The sequence below is a fragment of the Haloactinomyces albus genome, from assembly GCF_031458135.1.
GTDB classification, from domain to species: domain Bacteria; phylum Actinomycetota; class Actinomycetes; order Mycobacteriales; family Pseudonocardiaceae; genus Haloactinomyces; species Haloactinomyces albus.
On sequence record NZ_JAVDXW010000001.1, the window covers coordinates 4,612,501 to 4,636,303 of the forward strand.

Annotated in this window: 17 protein-coding genes; 5 read left to right on the forward strand and 12 right to left on the reverse strand. The window is 67.3% G+C overall.

The window, feature by feature from the left end; genetic code table 11:
• Nucleotides 1-20: 20 nt before the first annotated feature.
• Genes JOF55_RS21635 through JOF55_RS21655 form a run of 5 tightly spaced genes read right to left on the reverse strand, consistent with a single transcriptional unit; the run spans nucleotide 21 to nucleotide 6,115 of the window.
• Nucleotides 21-1,175 (reverse strand): Gfo/Idh/MocA family protein, encoded by a 1,155-nt coding sequence (locus tag JOF55_RS21635; RefSeq protein ID WP_310277506.1) that lies wholly within the window; start codon nucleotides 1,173-1,175, stop codon nucleotides 21-23.
• A 60-nt stretch (nucleotides 1,176-1,235) separates the two neighbouring features.
• A complete protein-coding gene (locus JOF55_RS21640) occupies nucleotides 1,236-2,309 on the reverse strand; it encodes a substrate-binding domain-containing protein (RefSeq protein ID WP_310277510.1) in 1,074 nt (357 codons plus the stop codon).
• Nucleotides 2,310-2,364: 55 nt separating this feature from the next.
• On the reverse strand, nucleotides 2,365-3,399 hold the full coding sequence (locus JOF55_RS21645; RefSeq protein WP_310277513.1) for an ABC transporter permease: 1,035 nt from the start codon (nucleotides 3,397-3,399) through the stop codon (nucleotides 2,365-2,367).
• Entirely contained in the window at nucleotides 3,396-4,907 is a 1,512-nt protein-coding gene (locus JOF55_RS21650; RefSeq protein ID WP_310277516.1) for a sugar ABC transporter ATP-binding protein, read from the reverse strand. Before JOF55_RS21650 ends, JOF55_RS21645 begins: the two co-directional genes overlap by 4 nt.
• 8 nt (nucleotides 4,908-4,915) lie before the next feature.
• Nucleotides 4,916-6,115, reverse strand: a complete 1,200-nt coding sequence (locus JOF55_RS21655) for an ROK family transcriptional regulator (RefSeq protein WP_310277521.1) — start codon at nucleotides 6,113-6,115, stop codon at nucleotides 4,916-4,918.
• 746 nt (nucleotides 6,116-6,861) lie between these two features.
• On the opposite strand from JOF55_RS21655, the gene rox reads away from it, so the two are divergent.
• Nucleotides 6,862-8,289, forward strand: a complete 1,428-nt coding sequence (gene rox, locus JOF55_RS21660) for a rifampin monooxygenase (RefSeq protein WP_310277524.1) — start codon at nucleotides 6,862-6,864, stop codon at nucleotides 8,287-8,289.
• Between the two features lie 372 nt (nucleotides 8,290-8,661).
• On the opposite strand, the gene JOF55_RS21665 is transcribed toward rox, so the two are convergent.
• The 3 genes from JOF55_RS21665 to JOF55_RS21675 form a co-directional block, all read right to left on the reverse strand.
• Nucleotides 8,662-9,924: a cation:proton antiporter domain-containing protein gene (locus tag JOF55_RS21665; protein ID WP_310277527.1), complete on the reverse strand. Its 1,263-nt coding sequence runs from the start codon at nucleotides 9,922-9,924 to the stop codon at nucleotides 8,662-8,664.
• Between the two features lie 171 nt (nucleotides 9,925-10,095).
• A complete protein-coding gene (locus tag JOF55_RS21670; RefSeq protein WP_310278500.1) occupies nucleotides 10,096-10,500 on the reverse strand; it encodes a PepSY domain-containing protein in 405 nt (134 codons plus the stop codon).
• A gap of 100 nt (nucleotides 10,501-10,600) precedes the next feature.
• Nucleotides 10,601-11,974, reverse strand: coding sequence for an MFS transporter (locus tag JOF55_RS21675; protein ID WP_310277530.1), 1,374 nt, complete (start codon nucleotides 11,972-11,974; stop codon nucleotides 10,601-10,603).
• A gap of 306 nt (nucleotides 11,975-12,280) precedes the next feature.
• On the opposite strand from JOF55_RS21675, the gene JOF55_RS21680 reads away from it, so the two are divergent.
• Nucleotides 12,281-13,657 (forward strand): SLC13 family permease, encoded by a 1,377-nt coding sequence (locus JOF55_RS21680; RefSeq protein WP_374727580.1) that lies wholly within the window; start codon nucleotides 12,281-12,283, stop codon nucleotides 13,655-13,657.
• A gap of 31 nt (nucleotides 13,658-13,688) precedes the next feature.
• Here the strand turns inward: JOF55_RS21680 and JOF55_RS21685 are convergent, their stop codons facing one another.
• Complete coding sequence (locus JOF55_RS21685; protein WP_374727581.1) at nucleotides 13,689-14,393, reverse strand: FadR/GntR family transcriptional regulator; 705 nt, start codon at nucleotides 14,391-14,393, stop codon at nucleotides 13,689-13,691.
• 176 nt (nucleotides 14,394-14,569) lie between these two features.
• On the opposite strand from JOF55_RS21685, the gene JOF55_RS21690 reads away from it, so the two are divergent.
• Nucleotides 14,570-15,796 (forward strand): CaiB/BaiF CoA transferase family protein, encoded by a 1,227-nt coding sequence (locus JOF55_RS21690; RefSeq protein WP_310277539.1) that lies wholly within the window; start codon nucleotides 14,570-14,572, stop codon nucleotides 15,794-15,796.
• On the forward strand, nucleotides 15,793-16,551 hold the full coding sequence (locus tag JOF55_RS21695; RefSeq protein WP_310277542.1) for an enoyl-CoA hydratase/isomerase family protein: 759 nt from the start codon (nucleotides 15,793-15,795) through the stop codon (nucleotides 16,549-16,551). Before JOF55_RS21690 ends, JOF55_RS21695 begins: the two co-directional genes overlap by 4 nt.
• Before the next feature lie 21 nt (nucleotides 16,552-16,572).
• Here JOF55_RS21695 and JOF55_RS21700 read toward each other — a convergent pair whose 3' ends face one another.
• The 3 genes from JOF55_RS21700 to JOF55_RS21710 form a co-directional block, all read right to left on the reverse strand.
• On the reverse strand, nucleotides 16,573-19,416 hold the full coding sequence (locus tag JOF55_RS21700; RefSeq protein WP_310277544.1) for a TIR domain-containing protein: 2,844 nt from the start codon (nucleotides 19,414-19,416) through the stop codon (nucleotides 16,573-16,575).
• Nucleotides 19,417-19,558: 142 nt separating this feature from the next.
• Nucleotides 19,559-20,458, reverse strand: coding sequence for a DUF4231 domain-containing protein (locus JOF55_RS21705; RefSeq protein WP_310277547.1), 900 nt, complete (start codon nucleotides 20,456-20,458; stop codon nucleotides 19,559-19,561).
• Nucleotides 20,459-20,547: 89 nt separating this feature from the next.
• Nucleotides 20,548-22,695, reverse strand: a complete 2,148-nt coding sequence (locus JOF55_RS21710) for a UvrD-helicase domain-containing protein (RefSeq protein WP_310277550.1) — start codon at nucleotides 22,693-22,695, stop codon at nucleotides 20,548-20,550.
• 342 nt (nucleotides 22,696-23,037) lie between these two features.
• Here JOF55_RS21710 and JOF55_RS21715 point away from each other — a divergent pair, with 342 nt between their 5' ends.
• Nucleotides 23,038-23,607, forward strand: a complete 570-nt coding sequence (locus JOF55_RS21715) for a DoxX family protein (RefSeq protein ID WP_310277554.1) — start codon at nucleotides 23,038-23,040, stop codon at nucleotides 23,605-23,607.
• Nucleotides 23,608-23,803 lie beyond the last annotated feature (196 nt).

Sequence of the window (23,803 nt, forward strand, 5' to 3'; positions counted from 1 at the left end):
GTGGTACGGATCGGGGATCCTCAGGAGGGGCTTACTTCCGTCCAGCAGCTGCGGTCGGCAGCGCTGCGCTCGACGGCGTCGAGTACCTGCTGCACCGCGAGGCCGTCGGCGAACGACGGCGCGGGATCGGTTCCGGTCGCGATCGCGTCGACCAGGTCGCGCATCTCGTGCGTGAAGGTGTGCTCGTAGCCGAGGCCGTGGCCCGGTGGCCACCACGCTTCCACGTACGGGTGTGAGGGCTCGGTCGCCAGGATTCTGCGGAATCCGCCGGTGTCGGGGCTTTCGGTGTGGTCGTGAAAGTGCAGTTCGTTCATCGACTCGAAGTCGAAGGCGATGCTGCCTGCCGAGCCGTTGATCTCGAGCCGCATCGCGTTCTTGCGCCCGGTGGCGAAGCGGGTGGCCTCGAAGGTGGCGATTCCTCCGCCGGTCAGGCGGGCGAGAAAGATCGCCGCATCGTCGACCGTCACGGGGGCGTACTGTCCACTGCCGTCATCCAGGGGGCGTTCGGGTACGAACGTGGCGGTCAGGCCGGATACGCCCGCGATCCGCTCGCCGGTGACGAACTGCGTGAGATCGACGATGTGGGCTCCGACGTCGCCGAGAGCCCCCGAGCCGGCACGGTCGCGGTCGAGGCGCCACATCATGGGCAGTTGCGGATCGGCGATGAAATCCTGCAGATACTGTGCGCGGACGTGGCGGACCGTGCCGATGCGCCCGTCGGCGACCATCCTGCGTGCCAGGGACAGGGCGGGAACCCGCCGGTAGTTGAACCCGACCATGCTGCGCACGCCCCGCTGCCGGGCTCGCTGGGCGGCTTCGGTCATCGCTGTGGCGGCGGCGACCGAATTGGCCAGTGGTTTCTCGCAAAGCACGTGCTTGCCTGCCTCGAGCGCGGCGATCGCGATCTCGGAGTGGCTGTCACCGGGAGTGCAGATGTCGATGAGGTGGACGTCGTCCCGGCGGATCAGCTCTTTCCAGTCGGTTTCGACCGCTGCCCATCCGAGCTTGTCCGCTGCCGCGGTGGTGTTGCTCGCGCGGCGGCCGCACAGCACGGCCATCGAGGGACGCATCGGCAGGTCGAAGACCCGGCCGACGGTGCGCCAGGCCTGCGAGTGGGCGGCGCCCATGAAGGCGTGGCCCACCATGCCGACGCCGAGCAGTTGCCTGTCTGTCATTGATCTACGGCCACCTTCCTGTGGGCCTGTACGTGGTTCGAGGGGATGCGGAGGCGGCCGTCAGAATCCGATGTCGAGGTACTGGTCGACGTTGTCCTTGGTCACGGTCGCCGAGTGGAGCGTGATCTCACTGGGAACCGCGGGTTCGACGAGGTCCGCCATGCTGCGCTCCTGCGCGATGAGCCGGGCGATGTTGATCGCCGAGGCGGACATGGTCGGCGGGTAGAGGACGGTGGCGACCATGGGGCCGTCCGCGGACTTGATGTGCTCCATCATGTTCTTCGAGCCCGCCCCGCCGACCATGAAGAACTCGCCGGAGCGGTTGGCCTGATTGATCGCCGCGAGCACGCCCACGCCCTGGTTGTCGTCGTGGTTCCACACGGCATCGATCGAATCCTGCGACTGCAGGACATTGCCCATGACCGTGCGCCCGGACTGAGGAGTGAATTCGGCTGCCTGACGTACCGTCACCGTGAACCCGTGGGACTCGAGCGCTTCGGAGAAGCCCGAGCTCCGCTCTTGCGTCAGCGGCAGATTGTCGATGCCCGCTATCTCGACGATGTTCGGATTGTTCGTCTTGCCCTGCTCTTTGAGCCTGCTCGCGATGAAGTTGCCCGCGCTGACGCCCATGCCGTAGTTGTCGCCACCGACCCAGGTGCGGTAGGCGATTTTGGAGGCGAAGACCCGATCGATGTTGACCACGGGGATTCCGGCCTGCATGGCTTTCTGCGCCACGGCTGTGAGCGACTCGCCGTTGAAGGGCAGGATCGCCAGGACGTCCACCTTCTTGTTGATCAGGGTCTGGACCTGCGATATCTGCTGGTTGACGTCGTTGGTGCCTTCCGTGGCCTCGAGCTTGACGTCGGAGAGACTCTCCGCCTGGGCGACGGCATTGTCGCCGATGGCCCCCATCCACCCGTGGTCGTCGGAGGGGATGGACAGGCCGATCGTCACCGTCTTGCCGGGTTTGGTGTTGGCGCCCTGCTGTTGCTGCTGACCGACGAGATCACTGGTACCGCCCGCCTCGCTGTTGCCACTGCCCGTACAACCGGCCAGGAGGGCGCCCGCGCCGACGGCGGCTCCGCCGAACAGGAAGCGGCGGCGGTGGGTGGCTCCGCTGGTGGCTTGCGACATGGTTGTTGCTCCTTCGTCTCGGGAAGTTTCAGGGAAAACCGTGCTCACCACCCGCCTAGGTGGCCGCCTCTTTGTTCGCACGCCGTTGGAGCAGCACGGCGGCGACGATGATCACGCCCTTGGCGATCTGCTGGATGGGTGTGGACAGATTGTTCAGGACGAAGATGTTGGTGACCGTCGTGAACACGAGGACACCGAGAATGGAGCCGATCAGCGTCCCGCGGCCGCCGGAGAGCAGGGTGCCGCCCAGGATGACGGCGGCGATGGCGTCGAGCTCGTAGAAGGTGCCGTGGGTGCTGGCCCCGGTGGCCGTCCGCGCGGTCAGCATGATCGCCGCGATACCGCAGCACACGCCCGAGAGCACGAACACGGTGGCCCGCACCCGCCGGACGTCGATGCCTGCGAGCCGGGCGGCTTCGGGATTACCGCCGATGGCGAAGACGTGCCGTCCGAACGTCGTCCGGTTGAGCAGCAGCCAGCCGATTCCGACGACGGCGGCGAAGATGTAGACGAGCAGCGGGATGCCGAGGATGTCGGTCGTCGCGATCGCGCTGAAACCCGGGGTCTCCACGATCTGGGGCCGTCCTCCGGAGATGAGCGTGGCCAGACCGCGGAAGGCGGCCATCCCGGCGATCGTCACGATGAGCGAGACGAGCCCCCCGTAGGCGATGAGCCCGCCGTTGACGAGGCCGCAGACGGTGGCGACGGCGATCGCGGTGAACAGCATGCCCGCCGTTCCGAATTCCTGCGTCGCACCCGTGGTGGCCCACACCGAGGCGAGCGCGATGATCGCTCCCACCGACAGGTCGATGCCGCCGCTGATGATGACGAAGGTCATGCCGATGGACACGACCCCGATGATCGAGGCCTGGGTGAGCAGCAGGACGAAGTTGGAGACCTGGAAGAAGTTCTCCGTGGTGATGCCTCCGACCGTGGCGAGGATGGCCAGTACCGCCACGAGCCCGAGGACCTGCCGCTGATTGGTACCCGCGAGCCGCAGGCGAGCAGCGGGACCGCCTGAGCGGGAGCTGGCCGTACTGGTTTCCGGCGCCGTTTCGGGCACCGTTTCGGCGTGGGGCTGGTCGGTCACGCCGCACTCCCTTCCATGAAGAGGTCGAGTACCTGGGACTCGTCGATGTCGCCGGCGTCGGCCTCGCCGACGACGCGGCCCTCGCGGAGGACGAGGACGCGGTCGGCCAGGCCGAGCACTTCGGGGATTTCGCTGGAGACCAGCACCACGCCGACGCCCGAGTCGGCGAGCCGGCGCACCAGTGCATAGATCTCGGCGCGGGCGCCGACGTCGACGCCGCGGGTGGGCTCATCGAGCAGCAGCAGTCGGCAATTCGCGAGCAGCCATCGTGCGACGACCGCTTTCTGCTGGTTCCCTCCGGACAGGACACGCACCGGGCGCCGGGTGTCGGCGGGCTGCAGCTGCAACGCGCCGGTCGCCTCCTCGGCGGCGGTGTGCTCGCTCCCACGGTTGACCCAGCCCAGGCGGGAGTACCGCCCGAGCGAGGCCAGGGAGACGTTGCGGGCGATCGATTCGTACTGCACGAGCGCCTGGCTCTTGCGCTCCTCCGGGGCGAGGCCCATCCCCGCGCGCACGGCCGCCCGGACACTTCCCGGCCGCAGGCGTGTGCCGTTCAGCAGGACCTGTCCGGTCGTGGGTTTGCTCGCGCCGTAGATCGCCTGCAGGATCTCGGAGCGCCCGGATCCCACGAGACCGGCGAGTCCGACGATCTCTCCTGCCCGCACGGTGAAGGAGACGTCGTCGAACTCCCGGGGGCGCGAGAGATGCTCCACCCGCAGCAGCTCGGGGCGCTGCTCGTGGGTACTCGCCTCCGGGCGTTCCGGGAAGGCGTACTCCACGGTGCGGCCGGTCATCAGCGAGACGACCTGCCCGGTCGGCGTTTCCTTCGCCGGGAGTCCGTCGGCGACCGTCCGGCCGTCCTTCAACACGGTGACGCGGTCACCGATCTCGCGGATCTCCTCCAACCGGTGGGAAATGTAGACCACGGCGATGCCCTGCTCGGTGAGCTGGCCGATGACCCGGAAGAGCCCGTTGATCTCGTCATGGGCGAGCACGGCGGACGGCTCGTCCATGATGATCAGCCGGGCCTCGTGGGACAGGGCGCGGGCCATGCTGACGATCTGCTTGGTGGCCGACGGCAGCCCACCGACTTCCCGGGCGGGGTCCAGCTCACCGTGCCCGAGGCGTTCGAGCAGCTTCCGCGCGGAGTGGAGCATCTCGGCGCGCCGGGAGAATCCCAGCCGGGAACGTTCGTGTCCGAGGTGGATGTTCTCGGCGATGGACAGGCCGTCGACGAGGTCGAGTTCCTGGTGGATCGTGGCGATGCCCAGTTTCATCGCCGCCGACGGGGTGCGCAGCGATACCGGCGCGTCCTGCCAGGTGATCGTTCCCTCGTCGGCCTGGTGGGCGCCGGACAGGATCTTGATCAGGGTCGACTTGCCCGCGCCGTTCTGGCCGAGCAGGCAGTGCACCTCGCCGGAACGCACCTCGAGGTCGACACCGTCGAGTGCCCGCACCCCGGGAAACGACTTGCCGATGCCGCGCATCTCGAGCAGGGACGTGGCCATCTCTCCTCCTAACGCTCCTCGGTTCCGCGGGGGACGGAGAAAACGTGGTCGCTGATCAGTCGGGTGCCGCCGACGGCACCCGCCGCGTCCGCCAGTTCGGACAGGACGATGGGCAGGTTTCCCGTCGCCAGCGGTAGCGAGCGGCGGTAGACGACGCTGCGGATCTCCGCCAGCAGCGAGTGCCCGGCGCTGGCCACGCCGCCGGCGATGACCACCAGGCCGGGGTTGAAGAAGCTCACCAGGCTGGCCAGCACCTGACCGACGCGGTGTCCGCTGCCGCGCAACATCTGTACGGCGACCGGGTCTCCCGCTGCCACGGCGGCCGTGATGTCGACAGCGGACAGTGCTCCCGACTTCTCGAGCCGCTCGGCGAGGTAGGCGGAGCGACCGGCACGGGCGGCTGCCGTCGCGTCGCGGGCGAGGGCGGTTCCGCTGGCGTAGGCCTCCAGGCAGCCGATGTTTCCGCAGGTGCAGATCGGGCCGTCGTCGTCGATCTGGATGTGGCCGATGTCGCCGGCGCTGCCGGACACGCCCCGGTACACGTCACCGTCGACGACGATGCCGCAGCCGATTCCGGTACCGATCTTGACCAGGAGGAAATCGTCGATCGACCGGGCCACGCCCGCGTGGTGCTCGCCGAGGGCCATCAGGTTCACGTCGTTGTCGACCAGCACGGGCGCCCCGAACTCCTGGCTCATCGTCTCCCGCACCGGGTACTGGTCCCAGCCCGGCATGATCGGTGGCACCACCGGAACCCCGTCGCGGAAACTCACCGGTCCGGGAATGCCGATGCCCGCGCCGTGAACGTCGGTGGCCACCCCCTCGGCACGCAGCTTTTCGACCAGCTCGATCGCTTTGCCCAGCACGGTGGTCGGTCCTTCGTGCACCGCGACCTCCGCGGAGGTGTGGCCGAGCACGTCGAGCTCACCGTTCGTGACGGCGACGTCGACCGAGGTCGCCCCGATGTCGATGCCGACGAACCGGAGCTTGCTGGACAGTCGCACGATCGACGAGCGGCGCCCGCCCCGCGAGGCGGCGAACCCACCACTTTCGACGAATCCCTGCTCGGCGAGCCGGTCGACTTCGAGTGCGAGTTTCGAGCGTGAGAGGCGGATGGCCTCGCCCAGCTCCGCGCGGGAGTGGGGACCGTTCCCGCGCAGCAGACGCAGTATTCGCGCTTGCTGCGCGTTCTCCGGTCGTAGCGACATCCGTTTCACTGCCTCGCCTCCGGGCTCGATCTCCGTGAGTTGAGGCGAGACGTTAATCACTTTCGGGTCGGACGTAAATACCTATCGGCGCTACTGACGGAACTTCTGCCGATCAGAGAACAAAGCGTGTGGGCCGAATGGTGCAGTGGGGTACGGCGAAATAGCGGTAATCGATTACGCCATATGGCGGTACGGTTTCGACTCTCCATCAAGGACAAGGGGCGTTACCCAGCGTGTTTCCGGAAGGGACTGCTCCGTTCAGGTGGTTGTTGCTCGCGATCTCTCCGCTGTGCCTCGACGTGCGCCCTCTCGGGCGACGGCATCGGCCTTGCTGCCGGTGTCGCAGTCCCGGCCAGACCCGGTGCGACTCGCGGAATCGAACCTGTGGCCGGGACCGGCCGCGCCACTGGATCGGCATTTTCCGAGGAGTGCGGAAAGCAACCCGGCGATGTGCGCAGGGACCGTGCGAAGGAAGAGCCCGGGAGATCGCGACAGATGCCGGGATGGCTGCGACGACGGTACGCACCGTGTTACTCGCCGGTGCCTCCGATGTGCTCGTGGCGGCCTCGCGATCGGAGTTTCGCACTGTGGTCGAAGCCCGGCGGTGGCCGGCCCGCGATGCCGGAAAGGAAAGTATCGCTTCCCGCCACTTTCAACGTATAGCGCACCGGGGGACTTGTGGCAAGACCCGGGTCGTGCCGCAGGCTTGTCGGCCGAAGCCGGAACCGGAGGAAATGGGGGTTCTCATGATTGACGTGATCGTGGTCGGCGGCGGACCGACCGGCCTGATGCTGGCCGGCGAATTGCGGCTGCACGGCGTGCGCGCGCTCGTGCTGGAGAAGGAGGCGGAGCCGACCGGGCAGGCCCGTGCGCTGGGCCTGCACGCACGCAGCGTGGAGGTGATGGATCAGCGCGGTCTGCTGGAGCGGTTCCTCGCGCACGGCGAGCAGGTCGTGGCCGGCGGTTTCTTCGCCGGCATCGGCAAGCGGTGGCCCGAGCGGCTGGACACCGCGCACTCCTATGTCCTGGCCATCCCGCAGAGCATCACCGAGCGCCTGCTGGCCGAGCGCGCCACCGAACTCGGCGCCGAGATCCGGCGCGGCTGCGAACTGGTCGGGCTGAGCCAGGACGAGCACGGGGTGAGCGTCGAGCTGGCCGACGGCACGCGGCTGCGTTCGCGCTACCTCGTCGGCTGCGACGGCGGCCGCAGCACGGTGCGCAGGCTGCTCGGCGTCGGCTTCCCCGGCGAGCCCAGCAGGGTCGAGACGCTGCTGGGCGAGATGGAGATGGCGGAGGACCCGGCGACGGTTGCCGCCATCGTCTCCGAAGTCCGCAAGACCCAATACCGGTTCGGCACCATGCCCCTCGGGGACGGGGTGTATCGCCTCGTCGTGCCAGCCGAGGGGGTGGCCGAGGACCGCACGGCATCGCCGACCCTCGAGGAGTTCCGGCAGCAGCTGCGGGCCGTCGCGGGCACCGACTTCGGCGTGCACTCGCCGCGCTGGCTGTCCCGCTTCGGCGACGCCACCCGGCTGGCCGAGCGCTATCGGACCGACCGGGTGCTGCTGGCCGGCGACGCGGCCCACATCCACCCACCGACCGGCGGGCAGGGCCTCAACCTCGGCATCCAGGACGCGTTCAACCTCGGCTGGAAACTGGCCGCCGAGGTCGACGGCCGGGCCCCGGAGGGGCTGCTGGACAGCTACCACACCGAACGGCACCCGGTGGCCGCCGACGTGCTGGACAACACCCGCGCGCAGACCGAACTGCTGTCCACCGAGCCGGGTCCCCGGGCGGTGCGCCGGCTGGTGTCGGAACTGATGGACTTCGAGGAGGTGAACCGGTACCTGATCGAGAAGATCACCGCCATCGGAGTCCGCTACGACTTCGGCGAGGGACATGAACTGCTCGGCCAACGAATGCGCGACATCGGCTTGAAGCGGGGGAGCCTCTACGAGCAGATGCACGACGGCCGCGGGCTGCTGCTCGACCAGACCGGCCGGCTTTCGGTTGCGGGGTGGGCGGACCGGGTCGATCACGTCGTCGACGTCAGCGAGGAACTGGACGTGCCCGCCGTGCTGCTGCGGCCGGACGGTCACGTGGCGTGGGCCGGGGACGACCAGCAGGATCTGCTCGGTCGGCTGCCCACGTGGTTCGGCGCCGCCGTCAGCTGAGCGCGCGATACCCGGACGGCGGAATCGTCGGACACGCCAGGTCGGTTACCAGATCACCCCGGCGGCAAGCGTGGCCAGCACAAGGCCTCCTACGACCGGGAGGAAGAGCTTGCGTGCAAGCTCGATCACCGACACACCGGTGACCCCGGCAACCGCAATGGACAGCCTCGCTCTCGCCGGCGTCGGTGCTGCCTTCCGGAGCTCCCGCCAGGCCCACCCGCCATGGCCTGCATGGGCGCGTGCACTGTGCCGGATTGGGTGATCGCGCTTCGCACCGTCATAAAGTAGGCGGCGACAAGCGCGACCGTCCTCACGACGAGGGCGATCACCAGCGCCCGGTCCGCGATGGCACTTGCGGGAGCACCGCGCCGGTCACGAGGGAGTGAGCAGCTTGGTGCGCAGCCAGGATGCGGTGGCACCGTGGATCACGATCGAGGCCGCGACCACGGCCACCGCCGTCCACGTCACCGTGGCCGTTTCGGCCGGGGACAGGATGCCCATCACGATGATGACGCCGACGTAGTAGAGCGAGGCGACGCCCTTGACACCGAACCAGGCCAGGAAAAGCCGATCCCGCAGGGGCAACCGCACTCCGGTGAGGGCGAGCAGGACGGCGAGCGGACGGATCACGAACAGCAGCACGGGCACCAGCAGCCACCCGGTGACGCCGGGCTGCGCGAGGCCGGAAAAGTTCACCATGCTCGCGAAGAGCAGGATGGTGCCGAGTTCGGCGAAGTTGCGCGCCACGTCCGCGGCATCATGCACCCGCCGCGTGTAGCGACCGCGCTCGAAGCGCCGGAACGCGACACCTCCCACGAACGCGGCGATGAAACCGTAGCTGCCCGCGGCCTGCGCGGCACCGAAGATCACGAACGCGGCGCCGATCGCGACCCAGCCGTCGAGTTCGCGCGCCACGAGCCCACGCTCGCGCAACCACGACGTGAGCGCCGCGATGCCGTAGCCGCCGATCGCGCCGATCACCACGGCGATCCCGATCCCGTAGAGGACATCGGCCAGCACCCACTGGGAAAGCCAGCCCGCTCCGTCACGATGGGCGAGGAACACGCCCAGCAGGATGAACGGGGCCGCGATGCCGTCGTTGACACCGGACTCCATGCTCAGACAGACCGGTGCGTCCCGCTGTTCATCCTCGGCTTCGAGGGGCGGGAGAGCGCCGAGGCCTCCCGCCAGTACCGGATCGGTCGGCGCGAGGATTCCGCCGAGAATGATCGCGGCACTCAGCGAGAGCCCCATCACCAGGCCGGCGAACGCCGCGACGGCGGCGACCGTTGCCGTCATCACGACCCCGAGCAGCAGCAGCACCGTCCACGATCGGGTGGGGGTGATCCGGGCGATGCGCAGGCCGGTGGCAAACAGCGCGAACACCAGGGTGAGTTCGGCGAAGCGCTGCAGCATGTGCGGATCCTGCAGCAGGTCGAACCACGGCAGGGCGAGCACGTCGATCACACCAGCCGCGGCCAGACCCACGACCAGATAAATCATCGCGGAGGAGAACGGGCGCTCGTGCTCGTGCGTGAGTGCGCCGATCGCGACGAAGACGATCGCGCCCACCAGCAGGGCGACGAGCGCGGGGGTCGACGCGAACGAAAAACTCGTGCCCAGAGCTACCGCCATCCGTACGACGTTAAGGGCGATCTCCGTCGCGCGCACGACCGGTGACGGCGTGCCGGACCGCCCACAGGTGGGCGCTCGCCGTTGCGCAGACCCGAGCTGATGGAGGTCATCGGTTCCGCGTGGTGGTGGGAGTGCGGGCGGCCCGGACGATTCGCTCGGTGACCAGGTGGATCAGGAAGGAGCCCCCCCAGCACGGGCAGCAGCACCACGAGGGCGCCGAAGCCGAGCAACTAGTGGGAGAGGCACCGTGCGCAGCAGCGGGCCCATGGTGGGCCGGGTGTCCGGAGCGCCTGCCGGGCGGCGCAGCCACCACATGCGGTATCCGGCGAGGACGAGCGCGATCAGCGCGAGGGCCAGCAGGGTCAGGCCGATCCGGTTGGCCGGGCCGAACAGGTCGGCTTCGTGGTGGGCGATGCCGAGAGTGGTGGCTTTGGCCAGTAGCGCGTAGTCGCTCCAGTCCACCCGGTCGGTGATCTGCCCGGTGTGTTCCCCGCCGGGCGCTTCCGGCGCCGCTGCTGTGCTCGGATGCCACGGTCCGCCTCCCGCTTGCTGCAGCCTGCTTTGCTGCTGAACCAGTCGTGCGGGGACCGTCCCGGGTTCCTGCGCCCGGTGGTCATATGGTGTGGATCACTTTGGCGGGCAAGCAGGGGCACGCCCTTTCGTGCAGCGCCGTTCGTCACCTCGCCGGTATCCGGGAGAGCAGCAGGTGGCGGCCGAGCATGATGATCCCCACGGCGATCAGCAGCAGGGCGCCCGCGGTCAGCCAGGCCCAGGTGTATCCCGCGTGGGCAGCCACCAGTCCGAAGGTGAGCGGCCCCAGACATGCACCCGCGCTCGCACCCGCCTGCGTGATCCCGCTGGCCCGGCCCGGCCTGGACGGGTGCGTGGACACGATCGCGTAGCTGAACAGTCCGCCCCAGCCCGAGCCGAGACCGTAGCCGAGGAGAAGCGCGGCGGCGAACGCCCAGGAGTGCTGCGTGGCCAGCAGGGCGATGCCGAGTCCTCCGGCCGCGCTCATCGCCGCCACGAGCGACAGACCGCTGCCTGCCATCCGGTCGGCGAAGACACCACCCGAGACCCGGACCGATATGCTCGCCAGCGAGCCGGCCACCACCAGCACACCCGCCGTGGTGTGCGAGTATCCGGCCTGGATCGACCCGAGCACGAAGAACGAGCCCATCGCGTTCGATCCGGCCGAGGCCAGCGCCCAGCCGACCGCGAGCACGATCAGCGGCATCCGGGACAACGGCGGCGCAGCTTTCCCGGGTTCATCCACTGTGGCCGGATTCGCCGTGGTTGCCGTGGTTGCCGTGGTTGCCGTGGGCACGGCCACCGTGCTGCCTTGCGGAACGCGGATGAGCGCCGCGAGTACCAGCGCGATCACGGCCCCCGCGAGGTAGATCGCGCGCCAACCGGTGAGGAAGACGGCCACCGGCGTGGCCAGCCCTCCTGCCAGCATCGCCGCCGGGATGGCCGACTGCTTGATTCCGAAGGCCAGCCCTTGGCGGTGGTGCGGAACCAGTCGGCCCAGGTAGCGATTGGCGGCGGGTTGGATGGCGCCGTTGGCCACTCCGGCACAGCACAGAACCACCGCCAGGCTTGCCTTGCTGTCCACGATGGCTCCGATGCCTGCCAGGCAGCTCGCAGACAGGATCAGTGCCAGACGCATCATCCGGACGCTGCCGAGTCGATCGACAAGGCGCCCGCACAGGGGCGCCGACAGGCTGCTGGAGGCGAAGAACAGCGCGGTGAGAATCCCCAGGAGGGCCGCGGTCACTCCCAGGTCCCGGTGGAGCAGCGGCGCCAGGGACGAGGTGAGAAACACCGCCAGCAGACCGGACGTGGTGGCCAGGATCGCCCCGGCCACAGCCTGCGGAAACGCCATTCGGGAATCGCCGGAATGATCGGAATTACCGGCCTTGCCGGACCTGTCGGAATCACCGTATTCGCCGGAATCACCGGACTTGCCGTATTCGTTGGGTTCGCCGTCTTCGGCAATGTCGATTCGGTCCACAGGCGCCACCCGGTCGTCGTCTCGGTGCGTTCTCATCGTGTCTTTTCGTGCGTGGTTGTTCGTGTGCAGTGCCGAGTCGGGGACACTGAGCGGATGACCGCACGGACCCGGGAAGGAGCCTAGACCAGGAGGTACGCACCGGTTCGGTGTTCGTGACGTCACCCACCTTCCTCGTCGGAGGTCGGTGGGGCGGGAGCGGTGTCGTTGTCAGCGGATACAGCACCTGCGGTTCATCCGGTGGTCCACTCTTGACGTACTCGCGAGGTACGACGAAACTGGCTCATCCAGTGATCCAATGTGTTGCAGATCATGCTGCCAAACGGTGTAGTGGAGTGAGGCATGGTGTCACCCGAACTGATCTCCGTCCTGGCGTTGATAGCCGCCTTCGTCGTGGCTACGACACTGTCGGTCAACATGGGCATGCTGATGCTGACCATGGCGTTTCTGGTGGGTATGACCGCGGGTGGGCTGTCCGAAGAGGAGATATTCGCGGGTTTTCCCGGTGATCTCTTCGTCGTCCTGGTCGGAGTGACCTATCTGTTCGCGATCGCCCGGGCCAACGGCACGACCGACTGGTTGGTCCATCGCGCGGTACGCCTGCTCGGTGGGCGCATCGCGCTGATTCCGTGGGTCATGTTCGGTATCGGCGCGCTGCTGACGGCGATCGGGGCCGTCAGTCCGGCTGCCTGTGCCATCGTCGCGCCCATTGCGATGAGCATGGCAGTGCGCTACAGGATCAACCCATTGCTGATGGGTGTGATGGTCGTGCACGGTACTCAGGCGGGGAGTTTCTCCCCGATCAGCATTTACGGCACCATCGTCAACGGCGTGGTGACCAGAGGTGGTTTGCCCACCGGACCGATCGTGCTGTTCCTGGGCGCGTTGGTGGTCAATACGGTGATCGCGGCGATCGTGTTCGTGACGTTCGGTGGCCTGCGTCTGGTCGGGGCCGGTTCCGTGTCGGCGAAATCGGCCGTGCCCGCTGCTGCGTCGGCGCAGCCTGCCTTGTCCGCTGCGGGCACGGGGAGAGTCCCCGGCTTGAGCGCGGGATCGGCAGGTGAATCCGGCGCGAGCGCCGAACCGGCGGAGTCCGCCTCCACCGGTGACGAACCGATCGAGACGTTGAACCGAGATCGTTGGCTGACACTGATCGGCTTGGTCGGGCTGGTGGTCAGCACGCTCGGGTTCGGCCTCGACGTGGGGCTGGTCGCGGTCACCATCGCCGTGGTGCTGAGCATGATCTCGCCGAAAATCGCCCGCAACGCGCCCTCGGAAGTGGCATGGCCGACCGTGTTGCTGATCTGCGGTGTGCTGACCTACGTCGGTGTTCTCCGGGAGATGGGCACCATCGATTATGCCGGGGAGGCGGTCGCAGGCATCGGCATTCCCCTGGTGGTCGCGCTCCTGCTGTGCTACGTCGGTGCGCTCGTGTCGGCCTTTGCCTCCTCGGTCGGCATCATGGGGGCTCTGATCCCGCTGGCGGTGCCCTTCCTGCTGCAGGGCGAGATCGGAGCGGTGGGGATGATCACCGCACTGGCGGTGGCATCGACCGTGGTCGACGTCAGTCCGTTCTCCACCAACGGCGCGATCGTGCTGGCCAACTCCGGCGACTTCGACAAGGATGTGCTGTTTCGCAAGCTGCTGATCTACGGTGTCGTGGTGGTCACGGCCGCACCACTGCTGACCTGGCTGGTGTTCGTGGTGCTCACCCCGGGCTGACCAGCAGACTGACCGGCGTGCGGCCACGTGGTCAGGCGTCGTCCGGTGTCCAGTTCAGCAGGCGCACTCGACTGACCGTCACCAGGTGCGCGCGCATCGCTTCCCGGGCAGCTTGCGTGTCCTGGGCACGGATGGCCTCGGCGATGCGCTCGTGCTGGGTGAGTGATTGGGCCGGGCGATCGGGTTGCTGCAAGGATTCGTGGCGGCTCTCGGCGATCTGCTCGGCGATGTTGTCCATGAACTCGGCGAGCAGCGTGCTGTGCGCGGAGGTGGTGACCGCAGCGTGGAAGCGACGGTCACCGTCTTCGCCGAGCCGATCTTCCTCGACCTCGGCCCGCATCGCCGCCAGCGCGGCGTCGATCTCGGCGAGGTCCTGCTCGGTGCGGCGCAGCGCCGCCAGTTCGGCGAGCTTGGTCTCCATCGCCTCGCGGGCGTCCAGCACGTCGGGAAGCCGGCGCTGGCGCTCCACCAGCGTCGCGACCGGCTCCACCGCCAGGGTGTCGGTGCGCAGGTAGGTGCCACCACCGTGGCGGATCTCCACCAGTCCTTGCACCTCGAGGACGAGGATCGCCTGCTTGATCGAGGCTCGGCTGACACCGAGGCGTTCCGCCAGCTCCCGCTCCGACGGGAGCCGGTCGCCGCTGCCGAGTCCGGCGGATTCCACGTGTTCGCGGAGCTGGCTGACAACCTGCTCGTACAGGCGTGTGCGGGGCACTGGCCGCAGCGAGTCGGACACGAGCACGAACCCCCTTGACAGAATCGACCACAGGGTAGCAGTTGCCGGTTCACTGAGCCACTGGACGAGTGGTTCATCCAGTTGCTATGTTGCTGTCCACTCCGTTCGACAGGAACGGAAAACAAGCTGTTAACTGGATGAGCCACCTTTCCACTATTGTCGGAGGAGGTTGCGGGATGAGCGTCTCGGAGCAGGACTCGCCGTGGCGGCAGCACGATGGCACCCTGGGCGGGCTGCGCGTCCTCGACCTGTCGCGGATCCTGTCCGGCCCGTTTTGCACCATGATCCTGGCCGATCTGGGTGCCGACGTGATCAAGGTCGAGGACACCGGCAGCGGCGATGACACCCGAAGTTGGGGACCACCCTTCCAGGGCGAGGACGCCGCGTACTTCCTGAGTGTCAACCGCAACAAGCGCGGCATTTCCGTCGACCTCAAGGAGCCCGACTGTCGTGACCTGGTGCGGCGGCTGGCCGACACGGCCGACGTGATCGTGGAGAACTTCCGTCCGGGCACTGCCGAGCGCCTCGGGCTCGGGTACAAGCAGGTCTCCCAGGACAATCCGGGCGTGGTGTACGCGTCGATCAGTGGTTACGGCCAGACGGGGCCGTTTCGGGACGAACCCGGCTATGACGCGATCGCCCAGGCACTGTCGGGCATGATGAGCGTGACCGGTGAGCAGCACGGCCCGCCCGTGCGTTTCGGCGTCGCCGGTGCCGATCTGGCCGCGGGAATGTGGAGCACCATCGGCATCACCGCTGCCCTGCGCCAACGTGAGCACAGTGGATGTGGGCAGTGGGTGGACGTTTCGCTGCTGGACGGCCAGGTTTCCTGGCTGACCTATGTCGCCGCCGGCTACTTCGCGACCGGCGATACTCCGCGGCGCCACGGTTCCGCGCACCCGACCATCGTTCCTTACCAGGCCTTTCCCACCGCGGACGGACACATCATGGTCGCCGCGGGCAATGACGGACTGTGGCAGCGCTTCGCCCACGCGGTGGGGCTCGGGGAATTGGTGCACGACCCGAGGTTCGCGACGAACCCCGACCGAGTGCGCAACCGCGACGAACTCCTGCCGCTGATCGAACAGCGGCTGGCCACCCGGACCGCGGACGAGTGGGACACCCTGCTCACCGAAGCCGCCGTTCCGGTCGGTCGGATCAACACGGTGGACCAGGCACTCGCGCATCCGCAGGTTCGCGACCGCGGCATGGTGACCGAGGTCGAGCACCCCACCGCCGGAACCATCCGCTCGGTCGGCCCGCCGCTGAAGTTCTCCGAGAGCTCCCCACACGTGCGCGAGGCACCACCGGAGCACGGCCAGCACACGGACGAGGTGTTGGCGGCCTTGGGCGTGGACGGTGCCGGACTGCAGGAGCTGCGGACACGAGGAGCGGTGCGATGAGTGCCGAACCGAGCTCTGCCGGAGAACTGCTCACCGTGCGCCTGCACACGCCGATCGCGGAGATCACCATCGGCAACGGAACCAAGCGAAACGCGCTGCCCGGTGCGGAGTGGACTCGGCTCCAGCACAGCATCCAGGAGCTCGCCGAGGGCGGCACCACGCGTGCGATCGTGCTGCGCGGGCACTCCGGCACATTCTGCGCGGGCTCGGACATGACCGAATGGGTCGGTGCGGGCGCGGAGACCGTCGAGGATTCGTTCGCGCGCATGGAAGCCGCGTTTCGCGCGATCGAGAAATGCCCGATTCCTGTCGTGGCCGAGATACACGGTGTCGCCGCAGGCGCGGGGTGCCAGCTTGCCCTGGCTTGTGACCTGCGGTTCATGGCCGACTCGGCGCGGATCGGAATGCCCATTGCCCGCCTGGGAATCCAGACCAGCCCCGCGTTCGCAGCCCGCATGGTCGCTCTCGCCGGACCGTCACTGACCCGGCAGCTGCTCTACACCGGGCGCCTGCTCGACGCTTCCGCGGCTGTGCACGCCGGACTGGCCGAGCACCATCTTCCCGAAGCTGAGCTGGGTGAGCACACCGCCCGAGTGCTGACCGCGATCACCGAGCAACCGCCTGCCGCCGTGCGCGCGGCGAAACGCGCCGTGGCGGCGACGCTGGCTCCGACCCGGGAAGCCACCCGGCACAATGACCAGACCGCCGTTGCTCTGACCGATTTCCGCAACACCATGGCGACCTTGTTCCCCTGAGTGAAGTGTTCCCGACTGTGTTTACCGACGACAAGTGAGGTCATCGGGTGCTGTGGTGCCGACGATGTCGCGCCATTCACTCGCTGCGAGATCGCGGCTTGCCGTTGCGCAGGCGATCTGTACCCACGCGGTCTCGTCGAATCGCCAGCGGACGAGCTTGCCGCCGGATGTGGCGGTCAGCAGGTCACCACCGGATGTCGAGGTCAACCTCGTTGCGGTCCATGGGTTGGCCAGAGAGCCCCGCGTCATCGGCGGTAGGGGGAAAGTGCCCAGTACCTTTCCGGATACGAGGTTGACGATGACCGTGGTGCCGTCGGCCCGCAGCCGTGCGACCAGGTTGGTCCCCGTGATCGGAGCGAGGGAGCGTGTGTATCCGGTATCGCCCGGAAAGGAACGAAGCTTGGTCGTTCCGCGGAGGTCCCACACTTCCAGTGTTCCATTGCCGCGCTGGACAAGAAGTTTCTTGTTGCTGAAGGCGACGGCACTCGCATGTTGCCCTGGCAGCCGATGCGACTGCCCCGTCTCGGTGTCGATCAAGGCGACGAAGCGGCCTGTACCGCCCTCCGGGGCGGCACCATTTCCGCGACCTCGTATGACGGCGACCAGACGGGCGTCTTCGCTCACCGCCGCGAGACCTTGTCGACTGGTCGGTATTCCTGCGGTCTTCGGTTCACCGGCAACAGTGCGTATCAACCGTCCGTCCTCGACTGCCCGGACTTGAACACCACCCCGGTAAGTAGCCATGACGATGCACTTCTCGTCAGTGGAGAAACCCGCGGCGATGATCGGACTGTCCCCGACAGCCTGCCACCGTGCGGTGACCCGCCCCTCGGTGACGACTGTCGCGGCGCCTCCCTTGCCGATGAGGAACAAGCGGGAGCCATCGGCGTTCCACACCGGGAAAAGGTCGCGCCCCTCGACATCCAGTTTCCTACGTTGAGGTTCTGCAGCGCTCAGATTGTGGGCAGCAGGCCGGTCACCGTCGCCGGAGACCACGGCTATGCGCTCCGCATCGGAGGTCACAGCGAGCCGTGGTGGCCCGCCCGCGTTGCTGGTCGACGGCATGTCCGGAGTCGGTCCCCGACTCAGGCGAGACCACTGGTGCGGGTTCCACAGGGTCAGAGTTTCAGCGGCGGCTGATACGAGCTGGGGGCCATTGCCCAGGAAGGTGACCGCGTCCACGTGCCCGTGACCGGTGAGTGCCGTGTCAACGTGCACGTGTCCGGTCTGTGCTAATTCGTACGTATTCTCCCGTATCTCGATGAGGTGGAATGCTCCGCCTCCGGCGGCCGCAGCGTAGGTTCCGTCCTTGCTGAGGACGAGGTGCTCCGGTTCCGGGACCGGAACGTTGACGGTGTCCGTGAGACCGTCCTCGGGCGTGCCGCGAGTGGCGGTCGTGGTGATGCCGCCGTATTTGATGTAGCCGAACCTGCCGGCATCCTGGGAAAATCCCCAGACGAAGTGGCCTGCTGGCGTGAACGCCGGGCTCTCCGAGCGTGCTGACTCCTGTAGGCTTTCCGTGGAGAAACGGCGCCATTGCCCGCTGGGCCCGACAAGAACCAGCGTCGAACCGTCGGGCATGCCCAGCGCGTCCTCACCGGGTCCGTACGAGCTCCATCCGACCTTTTTCCGGTGCAACTGCTTTCCGGTCCGAGTGTCCACCAGGGAGAGGACGGAAGACCTGGAGAATTGTCGACTCCCACCGGAGTCCGACTGCGTGGCCAGGAGTTCGCCGGAAGGTGAGAGAGCAACTGACCGGGCCGCGATATCGAGGAGACGAGTGGGCTTTTCTTCGGCGGTGACGTCCCACAGGACGGTTGTGGACCCGTCCGCGGCGGTGATTGTTTGCCCGTCGGTATCGACGGCGATGTCCACGATTGCTTTATCACCGGCAGTGACCTCGGTGGAAGTGTTTCGGTTGATATCCCAGCGCACCAGTCGTCCCGTGCTTGTTCCTGCCACCACGATGTTGCCGTCACGCGAACTCGCCAGGGCCGTGACCGGCGCGTTGACAGGGTGCTGGCGCACCAGATGGGGGCTGGCTGTGACTGCCTGGAACAATGCGGAACGGCTCTGCGCGCTACGGTCCAATCGGTACGCTTCAACGGCAAGTAACTGAGCCAGCCCCAGCTGCGTGTCCAAGTTGGCCACTGCGGTGGCGGCAAGCTGTCTGGCTGTGGCGATCCTGGCCTGGGTGCGCGCTTCGTTGCGCTGCACTATTGCGATTCCCCAGGCGACGAGGGCGAGCACCAGAAATATCGCGAGTGCCGTAACCCCGGACCATGCAGTCCACATGGTCGCGCGGTGGTGTCGAATGTGCTTGCCCACGATCTCGTCCTTCGCGACACCACGGACGGCTGCTGCGATGTCGGCGACGCAATCCCGCACCGCCGGGTTGGATCGGTCTGCCTGTTCGGCGTTGCGCAGGGATCGCATGTCGACCCAGCGCGGCTCCTCGTCGAGTGCGCCGTGCAGTGCAGGAGGCACTGCTGTGCTGAGGTCTCGGTCCACGTCCCGGCCCTGCTCGTCCCACACGAACTCGCCACTGGTCACAACGAGAAGTATTCGTCGCGGGGAGCGATTCGCGAGCCACCACGAGACCTCGTGGTTGACCCAGGGAGACTGTGCTGCCTCCGGTGAGGCCATCAGCACCAGCCACGTGGAGCCGGCCAGGGCGCTCTCGATCGACGACCACAGCCCCGGGCTGGCCGACAGGCTGACGTTGTCCCGGAAGACACGGAGAGCGCGCATCCGATACCACGGTTTCGCGAACCGTTCCAGCTCTTGTTGGATCGTGGGTGCCAGCTTTCCGTCCAGAGCATGGCTGTAGGAAATGAACGCGTCATATCCTGCTGCCTCGGCCACGGATGCCCCCAGGGATCACTCGACTCGAACAGGAGTACCGAGCATAATGATCTTCATCGAGAGGCGGAAGACCCCATGAGAGTGCAGGGTCTGCGCCGATCGCTCTGATCCCCCCGTTGCCGTTTCGCGGCGGTCGTTCTGCTCATTCACCGTGCGAGGAGCGCCATGTGCTGTGCTCGCGGCTGATCGCTGCTTCGGCGTCGGCGACGGCGTTGGCCCACTGGTGCTCGTCGGTGCAGTGCCGGAGACGTTCCCGTGCCAGAGCAAGGTCGTGGCTGGCGACGATGTAGGCATCGGCGGTGGTGGTGTGCTGCCGGGTTGCCGACCAGGCCGCGAATGCCGCCAAGACGGCGGCGATGATTCCGGACAGGTCGAAGGAGATCACGCCGAAAGCCTTGGCGAGCGCGCCGGCAACACCGGCGACTTCGAAACTCAGTACGAGCGCCTGGTAGGTGTTGGCGCGACGTTGATGGAACACGGCCTTGTCGGCGTACCAGGATTGCTGCTCCTGGATACGCCCGATGAGATACAGTTCCTGGCGTTCCGGTAAGGAAGTCGCCCGCAGCTCTCGCATGCGCTCGCTGAGCACAGCGGCTCGCGTCGGGAGCAGTCGCACAGCTGCCAGGTCGCGGTGGAGCGCCCCCAAACGTTCCGTGAACATCTGGTCGGTATCTGCCGTACTCAGCGACCGGGGAAACGGTGTTCCCCCGGACACGTACCGCCACGTGAGGCTCTTCGTCGATTCCGCCAGGGCGCGGCCTTGGTACCAGATTTCATTGGGCTTGCCGCGCAACACCAGCACGTCGACGCCGAGCGCGCTGACGAAGAACAGCGCGGTGCCCACTGCCGCAATGTCGGCCACACCGATGGTGATCGTGATCGCCGCCGAGGTCGCCGCGAGTACCGACAGGATGAGACGTGCTCGAACGGCTCGCAGGTAGCTGTATTGGCCGCGCAGCGATGCCGCGTCCGCAGCTTGGAACAGTCCCGGGTAGTCGTGGTGATCCAGTGCTGGTGTTGTGGACGGCTCGGTTGTACTCATTGCTGATGTGGTCTTTCGTGCAGAGGTCGGGCATCAGGTGCGGAAAGTCGAGGGACTCGCATTGCTGTGGTGAGAACTCCTGACGATCGCTACCCGACGTCCAGCACCGGCCGCAGGAACTCGCTGGGCTGTCCGTGCCAGGACACGCACAGCAAGTCGCGGGCACGGGTGCAGGCGACGAACAGCAGGTTGCGCTCGGACTGCAGATCCTGCTGGTGCTGCTGGGGATCGACCGATTCGTCGGTGATCGCGCTGGGCATGGGTACGACGCGCGCACCCACGTCGGCGACGATGACGCAGCGGAACTCCAGCCCCTTCATCTTGTGCATCGTGCCGATCCGGACTCCGGCCTGACCGGCATCGCCGCCGAGTTGGGCCGTGTCGATTCCCGCGGCTTCCAGGCCCTTGGCGATGTCCTTGCCGAATTGGCCGGTGCGCGAGGAAATCCCGATGGTCTCGGCGGATACACCGGTGGCCAGCCAGCCGCGGACACGGTCGACGATGCCCGCGATCTCGGCGGGTTTATCGGTGAAGGATGCGGTCTCGGGAGGCTCGCCGCGGAAGCTGGACCGGTATCCGGTGAGGTTCTCCTCGCCTTCGTCCATGTCGTCGACGCGTTCGCCCAGCAGTAGGGCAGTGCTCCACAGCAGGATCTCGCGGGAGGTGCGGTAGTTGATGCGCAGCTTCGCCGACCGCCCGGACACGTGGATGCCGAGACTGCGCAGCGAGGCCTTGTTGTCGTAGATCCGCTGGTGGGTGTCACCGGCGATGAACAGGTCGTCCGCACCCCGGTCGACGATGGCGCGCAGCATGCGCCAGCGGGACGGGTGCAGGTCCTGGGCTTCGTCGACGACGAGGTGCCGGTACGGCTTGTCGGGCTGTGCTCGTAAGGAGTGTGCCGCGGCGTCGGCGACCTCCTCGAACGTCCGGTATCCCTCCGCGCGCAGTTGTGCCGTGAATTCCTCGAACACGGCCCACAGCTTGTCCTTCAGCGTGGGGGCGAGTGCTTTGCCGCGTCCCCTGCGGTCGGCTGCGCGGTACTGCTCGGCCGTGGTGACTTCCTGGGCGAGCACCACCTGGCGCCACTCCTGGTCCAGGAACGACTCGGGGAGGTCGAGATCGTGCTGGCGGATCAACCGCCGCCAGCGCACGAGCCGGTCGGTGCGGTCGATGATCGTGGAAGACTTGCCGTGCTGCTGCGGGAAGTGGCGCCGGGCGATCACATCGACGTTGGTGACCTCGATACGGGCTCGCACCACCGGGTCACCGATGAGGACGTCGAGGTTGCGGGAGAGTTCCTCGGCGAGGTTCTTGGTGAACGTCGTCAGCAGGATGGAACTCTCGGGCAGGGCCGGGTTCCGGGCGAGGTGGTGGGCTCGGTGCAGGGCCACCACCGTCTTGCCCGTGCCCGCACCGCCGGTGATGCGTGCGGGGCCGTTGTAGGGGGCGTGCTCGGCGATGCGCCGCTGCGTCGGGTGCAGGAACACGCGCCACAGGTCGAAGGGCCATTCGAGGATGTCGGCCAGTTCCTCCGAGTCGTTGACCACGGCGATGTATCCCTGGGAACGCTTCATCGCCGCGGCGAGCTCGTCGGTGTCCGCGCTCTCCGCTGTCGAGGCGCGGGGTTCCTCGGCAGGGAGGTGGTTGTGGGCGAGTTCCTGCCAGACCGCCTCCGGGGTCATTCCGGCGGCGAGTCCGGCGAGCGCGTCGTACTGCGTTTCCGGGATGAGGTTTCCGAGCGCGTCGAGTTCGTCGGTGCTGCGCAGGAGCCGGCACACGGTGCGGATGTCGTCGTCGATGCCGAGCCGCCCCAGGTCGGCATCGGAGACGTGCTCGAACAGTTTCGGAGACGAGGCCGAGGGAGCCGAGTCGAGCCTGCGGAAGTTGTTCGTCGCGGTGGCGAGTGCGACGTCGTTGCGCACCTCGATACCCCCGCTGAGCTTGTTCTCGGTGACGCGGCGGTTGCGCGCCCACTCGGTGGCCTTGTCGTGCGGCAGTACGTTGAGCAGCAGGTAGCTGCTGCCGGAGTCGTGTGCGGCGACCACGCCGCGCCAGAAACCGGTGATGCGGATGGTCCGGATCCGCGAGTCCTTCGCCCCGGTGACCTTCTCCAGGTGGACCCCGGCGTGGGTGTGGGCGGCGAACTTCGCGAAGACCTCGTCGACTCGGTCTCGTACGGTTTTCTCGAGTTTGGCGTACTGGGGGAGGAACTCCCGGTGCAGACCGAGGGTGGCCACGCGTGGCTCCTTTCAGGCAGTGACAACTCGACCACGACAGTGACATAGATGATCACCTGTGTGGTTGATCCTGTGCGACTCATCCGAGCGGATGCCGGTCGGGTTCCGAAACCCGGATGCCCCCTCGGTCCTCCGGTGCGGTGTGTTCAGCCGTGCGGGGCTCTCCCATCCGGGTGACCATGATGCGGGAATTCGTCTTGGTCGGTACGCGCGGCGAGACCTATCGTCGGCTTCGCAGGATGGACCGTAGAGCTGGAACAAATTCCATAGTTGGATGGAGAGCGGGGGATCTCGCGCTCCGTGCATCGACAGTGAACAGTGAACGAGGGAGGACAACAGTTCATGAACGGCGCAGAGGTAGCCCGGATCGTCCTGCGGGCGTCGGTGGGATCGACGATGCTCGTGCACGGTATCGCCCACGGCCGCAGCATCAAGGGCACCGCCAAGTGGTTCAAGTCCATCGGTTTCTCGCAGCCGCGGCTGCAGGCGCGGTCCAGTGCCGTGGTCGAGGTCGGTGCGGGCAGCGCCCTCGTGCTCGGTGCTGCCACCCCGTTGGCCGCGTCCGCAGTGGTGGGGACCATGGCCGTTGCCGCGCGCACCGTGCATATCAAGAACGGTTTCTTCATCACCAAGGAGGGCTACGAGTACGTGCTGAGCCTGAGTGCGGCCTCGGTGGCTCTGAGTGCGCTCGGCAGCGGTACAGCGAGTGTCGACCGGCTGCTGCTGGGGCGCCGTGAGCGGATGTCCGGCTTGCAGCGCGCGGCGTTGACCACGGGACTCGGTCTGGGTGCGGCCGCTGCGCAGTTGGCCGCCTTCTGGAGTCGGCCGCAGCCCGCGAGCACGAAGAAGGAGCCCGAGCAGCAGGCGCAGACACAGCAGACACAGCAGACACAGGAGTCGGCGCAGGGCTGAACCCACGCCGATACCGATGTTTCGCAGCGTGGAACCGTAGGGAGGTGAACGGAACTTTCGTCGCGCTGTCGAGGCGAAAGTTCCGTTCGCTCCGGTCGGCGCGGCCTTGTCTGCCCTTCTCGTGCTCCGATTCGTTCCCCCTCGACAAGGAGTGCTTCCACGAGGCCGTTGCTGCGCTCGCCTGCGGCGGCCGTGC

Excerpts from the sequence above, each read along its gene's own strand:
- rox (WP_310277524.1), top strand. The coding sequence starts at position 6,862 with ATGATTGACGTGATCGTGGTCGGCGGCGGACCGACCGGCCTGATGCTG.
- JOF55_RS21650 (WP_310277516.1), bottom strand. The coding sequence starts at position 4,907 with ATGGCCACGTCCCTGCTCGAGATGCGCGGCATCGGCAAGTCGTTTCCC.
- JOF55_RS21640 (WP_310277510.1), bottom strand. The coding sequence starts at position 2,309 with ATGTCGCAAGCCACCAGCGGAGCCACCCACCGCCGCCGCTTCCTGTTC.
- JOF55_RS21635 (WP_310277506.1), bottom strand. The coding sequence starts at position 1,175 with ATGACAGACAGGCAACTGCTCGGCGTCGGCATGGTGGGCCACGCCTTC.
- JOF55_RS21695 (WP_310277542.1), top strand. The coding sequence starts at position 15,793 with ATGAGTGCCGAACCGAGCTCTGCCGGAGAACTGCTCACCGTGCGCCTG.
- JOF55_RS21715 (WP_310277554.1), top strand. The coding sequence starts at position 23,038 with ATGAACGGCGCAGAGGTAGCCCGGATCGTCCTGCGGGCGTCGGTGGGA.
- JOF55_RS21665 (WP_310277527.1), bottom strand. The coding sequence starts at position 9,924 with ATGGCGGTAGCTCTGGGCACGAGTTTTTCGTTCGCGTCGACCCCCGCG.
- JOF55_RS21690 (WP_310277539.1), top strand. The coding sequence starts at position 14,570 with ATGAGCGTCTCGGAGCAGGACTCGCCGTGGCGGCAGCACGATGGCACC.
- JOF55_RS21675 (WP_310277530.1), bottom strand. The coding sequence starts at position 11,974 with ATGAGAACGCACCGAGACGACGACCGGGTGGCGCCTGTGGACCGAATC.
- JOF55_RS21655 (WP_310277521.1), bottom strand. The coding sequence starts at position 6,115 with ATGTCGCTACGACCGGAGAACGCGCAGCAAGCGCGAATACTGCGTCTG.
- JOF55_RS21705 (WP_310277547.1), bottom strand. The coding sequence starts at position 20,458 with ATGAGTACAACCGAGCCGTCCACAACACCAGCACTGGATCACCACGAC.